Origin of the sequence: Ramlibacter sp. (genome assembly GCF_029866045.1) — a bacterium.
In the GTDB taxonomy this organism is placed as follows: Bacteria; Pseudomonadota; Gammaproteobacteria; order Burkholderiales; family Burkholderiaceae_C; genus Ramlibacter.
Map to the genome: position 1 here is coordinate 1 of NZ_JARXAB010000033.1, position 5,148 is coordinate 5,148.

General features: G+C 69.0%; 4 protein-coding genes and 1 pseudogene. 2 read left to right on the plus strand and 3 right to left on the minus strand.

From position 1 onward, the window contains the following. Positions 1-2: 2 nt before the first annotated feature. From QE494_RS03730 to QE494_RS03740, 3 genes are all read right to left on the minus strand, one after another. On the minus strand, positions 3-1,376 hold the full coding sequence (locus tag QE494_RS03730) for a TonB-dependent siderophore receptor (protein ID WP_300041562.1): 1,374 nt from the start codon (positions 1,374-1,376) through the stop codon (positions 3-5). A gap of 84 nt (positions 1,377-1,460) precedes the next feature. Beyond that, entirely contained in the window at positions 1,461-2,174 is a 714-nt protein-coding gene (locus QE494_RS03735; protein ID WP_300041563.1) for a TonB-dependent receptor plug domain-containing protein, read from the minus strand. A 319-nt stretch (positions 2,175-2,493) separates the two neighbouring features. Then, positions 2,494-3,486 (minus strand): helix-turn-helix transcriptional regulator, encoded by a 993-nt coding sequence (locus tag QE494_RS03740; RefSeq protein ID WP_300041564.1) that lies wholly within the window; start codon positions 3,484-3,486, stop codon positions 2,494-2,496. 367 nt (positions 3,487-3,853) lie between these two features. Here QE494_RS03740 and QE494_RS03745 point away from each other — a divergent pair, with 367 nt between their 5' ends. Together QE494_RS03745 and QE494_RS03750 are read left to right on the plus strand one after the other, a co-directional pair. Further along, complete coding sequence (locus QE494_RS03745) at positions 3,854-4,906, plus strand: ABC transporter substrate-binding protein (RefSeq protein WP_300041565.1); 1,053 nt, start codon at positions 3,854-3,856, stop codon at positions 4,904-4,906. Beyond that, positions 4,906-5,148: pseudogene (locus QE494_RS03750) on the plus strand (alpha/beta hydrolase); the annotation flags it as partial. The gene QE494_RS03745 and the pseudogene QE494_RS03750, both read left to right, overlap by 1 nt.

The following is a 5,148-nucleotide window of genomic DNA, read 5'->3' on the forward strand; positions in this document are numbered from 1 at the left end:
CCTTAAAAGTCAAACGAGGCCGACAGGCGCACAGCGCGCGGCGCGCCCACGTTCACCCGGCCTGCGCCCCAGATGCTGTCGAAGTACGCGCGGTTGCCGAGGTTGGTGACCGTGGCGCGCAGCACCACGGGCTGTGCGCCCCAGCGCGTGGCATAGCGGGCGCCCACGTCCACCGTGGTCCAGGCGGGCAGCTTCACGCTGTTGTCGCCCGTGAGCCATTGCGCGCCCGTGTGGTTCACCCGGCCGTTGACCGACAGGCCCTGCACGCCGGGGACAGCCCAGTCGGCGCCCAGGTTCAGCGTGAGCTTGGGCACGCCAAACTGTGCGCGGCCCTGGTTCACGCCCTTGGCGGTCTTGGTTTGTTCGGCCTCGGTGTAGGCCGCGCCGCCCAGCAGCGTGAGCGCGGGGGTCAGCTGGCCAAACAGGTTCCACTCCACACCCCGGTTGCGCTGCTCGCCATCGAGCACCTGGCGGTTGCCCGCCTCGATGAGGGCGGGCTTGCTGATCTGGAACAGGCTCACCGTTTGCGTGAGGCTGCCGCTCACCCACTTCACGCCCACCTCCATCTGCTTGCTTTTGTAGGGCTTGAAGGTCTCGCCCTCGTTGGCATAGGGCGCCTTCACGGTGGTGCCCGCGCTCAGGCCTTCCACGTAGTTGCCGTAGAGCGAAACGTTCTCTCCCCAGGGCTTGGCGACCACGCCGACCAGCGGCGTCACGGCGGATTCCTTGTACTTGCTGAGCTTCTGGTGCACCTGCTGCGCGCGCAGGCCCAGGGTGAGCTGCAGCGTGTCATCGGCAAAGGCCAGCGTGTCCGCCACGCTCAGCGCCGTCATCACGTCGTCGTTGAGCTTGTTGTAGGTAGATGCGGCGCCGCCCGCCGGCATGGTGATGGGGCGGGGGTTGTAGATGTTGCTGTTGATGGCGGCCGTGCCGTTGGCGCGGCTGCCGCCTTCGTAGTTCCGCACGTTGGCCGCCAGCGTGAGCTTGTGCGCCACGGCGCCGGTGCTGAACTGGCCGCGCAGGCCCAGCTCAGCGGTGGTCGTGTCGTACTCACCCCAGGAGTTGTAGGCCGTGCCCGTGGCATTACCGGTGGCGGCATTGGCCGGGGCCCACACCGGGCGGGTGCCGAAGATGAAGCCGTCGTATGCATGCTGCGCCTTGCCCGCCGAGGCAAACGCCGTCCAGCCCGCGCTGAGCCTGGCCTGGCCGCGCACGATCAGGCCCTGCGTCTGCGTGTTGCTGTACACGCCCTCGCCGTAGAAGAAGTTGGTGGAGCCATCGGGTGCCTTGGGCACCGTGGTCCAGCCGGTGAGGATGGGCTGCATGGGCGAGCCCTTGCGCACCTTGTTCCTCAGCGAATAGGCGTCGGCCTCCACATTCCAGCCCTCGCCTTGGTAGTCCAGCGCCAGGTGGCCAATCTCGCGCGCCTTGGTCTGGTGGTCCAGCCAGGTCTCGCCACCCTACACTACGCCGTTGACGCGCACGCCCAGGCGCTGGTCTGCGCCAAAGCGGCGTGCCACATCGGCGTGCACGCCCACGTTGGACTGGGATGAGTACGTGGTGGTCACACGCGTGAGCGGCGCCTTGCCCGCCCGTTTGGGCACCAGGTTGATGGCGCCACCCACGTCGCCCGCAGGCGGCATGCCCATCATCATGGCGCCGGGGCCCTTGAGCACCTCTACGCGTTCAAACATTTCGGTGGGTGTGTTCTGCTCCGGCGCCAGGCCATAGGCGCCGTTGATGGCCAGCGAACCCGCCCCCACCGCAAAGCCCCGGATGATGAAGTTCTCGACGATGTGGCCCTCGTTGGTGGTGGTGCGCACCGAAGGGTCGTTCTTGAGCACCGCACCCACCGTCTGCGCCTGCTGGTCGGCAATGCCTTCGGCGGTGTAGCCCGTCATGTTGAAGGGGGTGTCCATCACGCCCACATTGCCCAGTACGCCCAGGCGCGTGCCCCGGGCCACCTGGCCGCCGGGTGCGGCAGCGGGCAGGCTCTCGGGCGTTTCGGCCGCTGCGTTCACGGTCACCTCTTTCAGCGCCACCGGCGCGGCCGGGCTTTGTGCCAGTGCTGCGCCCGCGCCGGCCAACAAGGTCCACGCGCAGGCCTGGGCGATCTGGCGCAGGGCAAAAGGATGGGCCGGGGCGGCACCCCGGGTTGGGCGGCGAGTCTGCATAGAGAAAGTCCTGAATCAAAAACGGTAGGAAAAGGGAAGGCCGCCTGTCAACGGATTGCAAACAAGAATGAGTGCGATTTCATCCAGGGCACGGACCCGCTCCAGAACGGGGCTGTAACAACGAAGTGCCCGGAACGTGTTGCAAGGCGTGCCGACTTGTTACATCCGGCATGCAGCGATGATTTCACGCAGCCCGCCAGACTGTGTTTGCAGGGCCAACTAAGACGTTTGCCGCACCCCCGCAGGCAGCAGGGGGCGCGGCCTCGAAGAGTTGCCGACTCTGGTGGCAACCCCGGGCGCTGTGTGGCTCAGGGGGGCTTCAGACCCTTCCGCGCGCCAGCTTGGGCGGCATGCCAAAGCGCTTGCGGTACGCCGTCGCAAAGTTGGCAGCGCTGTTGTAACCCGCCACCAGGGCCGCCTGCCCCACCGTCAGGCCGTCCCGCTCCAGTGCGTGCCGGGCACGCTGCAGGCGGTGTTCGCGCACAAAGTCGAACACCGTGGTGCCGTACACGGCGCGGAAGTGGCGCTGCAGCGTGTTGGCATTGGTGCCCGCCTGGCGCGCCAACGCGTCAAGCGACATGTCCATGGCCGCATCGGTCTGCAAGAAGGCATGCAGCGCGCGCATGCGCTGGTGTTCGTGGGGCAGCAGGCGCAGCGCGGCGGCTGCCGGTGCGGGGGCGGGTGCAGGCGCCGGGGCAGGCCCGGGGGCGTGCTGCGACAGGCTGCCCAGCGCCTCGCTCACCAGCTCCAGCGCTCGGCTTTCGAGGTACAGGTGCAGCAGCAGCGGGCTCAGGTCGGGCGCGCGGGTGATCTGCTCGGCCACGGCTGCAATGCGGGCCGAAGGCTGCCAGTGGTGCATGGCCAGGTGCTGGCGGCGAAAGGCGTCGATGGCGTCGGATGCCGACGGCCCCGCCACCTGCTCCAGCCACTCGCCGCCCAGGCCCACGCTCACGCGGCGCGCGTAGGCGCCCCGGCGGCCGCGCCGCTCAAACCGCTCGGGCTCGGCCACCGACACCAGCAGCGCACGCGGCAGGCCCGGTTCGCGCGCACGCTGGCTGGCGGCGCTGGACAAGGCCACGCGGCGCGGGCCATAGCTCACGTCCACCGATCCCTCCAGCAGCAGCACGATGCGCAAGCCCGCTTCCATGTCGCCGCTGGCCGTGAAGTCCTGCACGTCGGCGGTGTCGTCGGCATGCAGGTGCAGCCCGGGGCGCAGCACCCGCACCCGCTGCAGATGGCGCTGCAGCGACGCCTGCATGCCTTCCGACGGCGGCGCCGAGGGCTGGACATGCAAGGGGCTGACAACGGACATGGGCGGGCTGTGGGACAGATGACGAAGAGGAAGGCGGCGTGACGGCGTGGAGGCGCAGATGCGGAGCCGCCTGCGAAGGCCCGCCCCCATCGGAGGTTTGCGCAAAGGTTTTTCTCCACCCCGCAAACACGGCAAGCGCTACGCCATGGGATGCTAGCAACTTGCGATAATAAATGCAAATGATTCTCAATATTGCACTTGGACCGCAGCCCCTTCGGGCCGCCCTGCACGCACCGTATCGCCCATGACGTTCTCCTGCCCCCGCTGGCTGGCCTCCGCGCCAGGCCTTGCTGCCCTTTTCTGCGCCCTTGTTTGTTCCCTTGTCTTCGCAGCGCCCCCCGCGCAGGCCCAAAACGCCCCCCAGACCGTGACCGACCTGGCCGGCCGCACCGTCACCCTGCCCGCCAAGGTGGAGCGCATCCTGCTGGGCGAAGGCCGCCTGCTGCCCGCGCTGGGCGTGTTCGAGCGGGACGATGTGGCCCGCCGCCTGGTGGGCATGATGGGCGACTACGAAACACTGGACGCCGCAGGCTACGCCCAGTGGCGCGGCCGCTTCCCCCAGCTCGACAAGGTGCCGCGCGTGGGCCGCAACAACGCGGGCAGCTTCAGCGACGAGCAGGCGATTGCACTGCGCCCGCAGGTGGCCATCCTGGGCCTGGCGGGTGGCCATGGCCCAAGCAAGAACGACCGCGAGACCCTCGCGCGCCTGGAGGCCGCCGGTGTGGCCGTGGTGTTCGTCGATTTCCGCCACAACCCGCTCAAGAACACCCCCCGCAGCATGGAGCTGCTGGGCGCCGTGCTGGGCAAGCGCCAGGAGGCCGAGGCTTTCAACACCACCTGGCGTACCCAGCTGGAGCGTGTCGAATCGCGCCTGCGCACCCTGCCCGCTGGCACACGCCACCCGTCCGTGTTCCTGGAAAACCGCGTGGGCCTGGCCGACGACTGCTGCGCCACCATGGTGGGCCTGGTGGGAGTGCTGCTCGACGCCGCCGGGGCCGACAACGTGGCGCGTGGTCGCATCCCCGGCGAACACGGCACGCTGAACCCGGAGTTTTTGATCGCCACGCAGCCCCGGCTGTATATCGGCACCGGCATCGGCAGCATGGCCACGTCCGACAAATCGCCTCTGCGCATCGTGCTGGGCGCCGACGCCACGCCCGAAGCGGCACGCGCCTCGTTGGTGCGCGCCACGCAGCGTCGGGGCATTGCCCAGCTGCAGGCCGTTCAGCAGCCCGGCCGCGCGCATGCCATCTGGCACCACTACTACAACTCGCCTTTCAACGTGGTGGCCGTGCAGGTGTTTGCCAAGTGGCTGCACCCCGAACTGTTTGCCGACCTGGACCCGCGCGCCACGCTGCAGACGATGTTCACCCAGTTCCAGCCCATCCCGCTGACGGGTGTGTACTGGACCAGCCTCTGATGTCCGCCCTTTCCCCGTCGCACGGCGCACGCCGCGCGCTGCTGGTGGCCGCTGGTTCAGGCGCCAGCCTGGCCAGCCTGGGCCTGCTGGGGGGCTGCGCCAGCCCGCGCACCGCTGTTGCGCCCGAGCTGCTACAAGCCGCCGCAGCCACCCTGCCCGGTACCCACCAGCAAGACCTGCGCGACCCGGTCAGTGGCCACACCTGGCGCGTGTGGGTGCAGCGCCCCGCAGGCCCCGCGCCC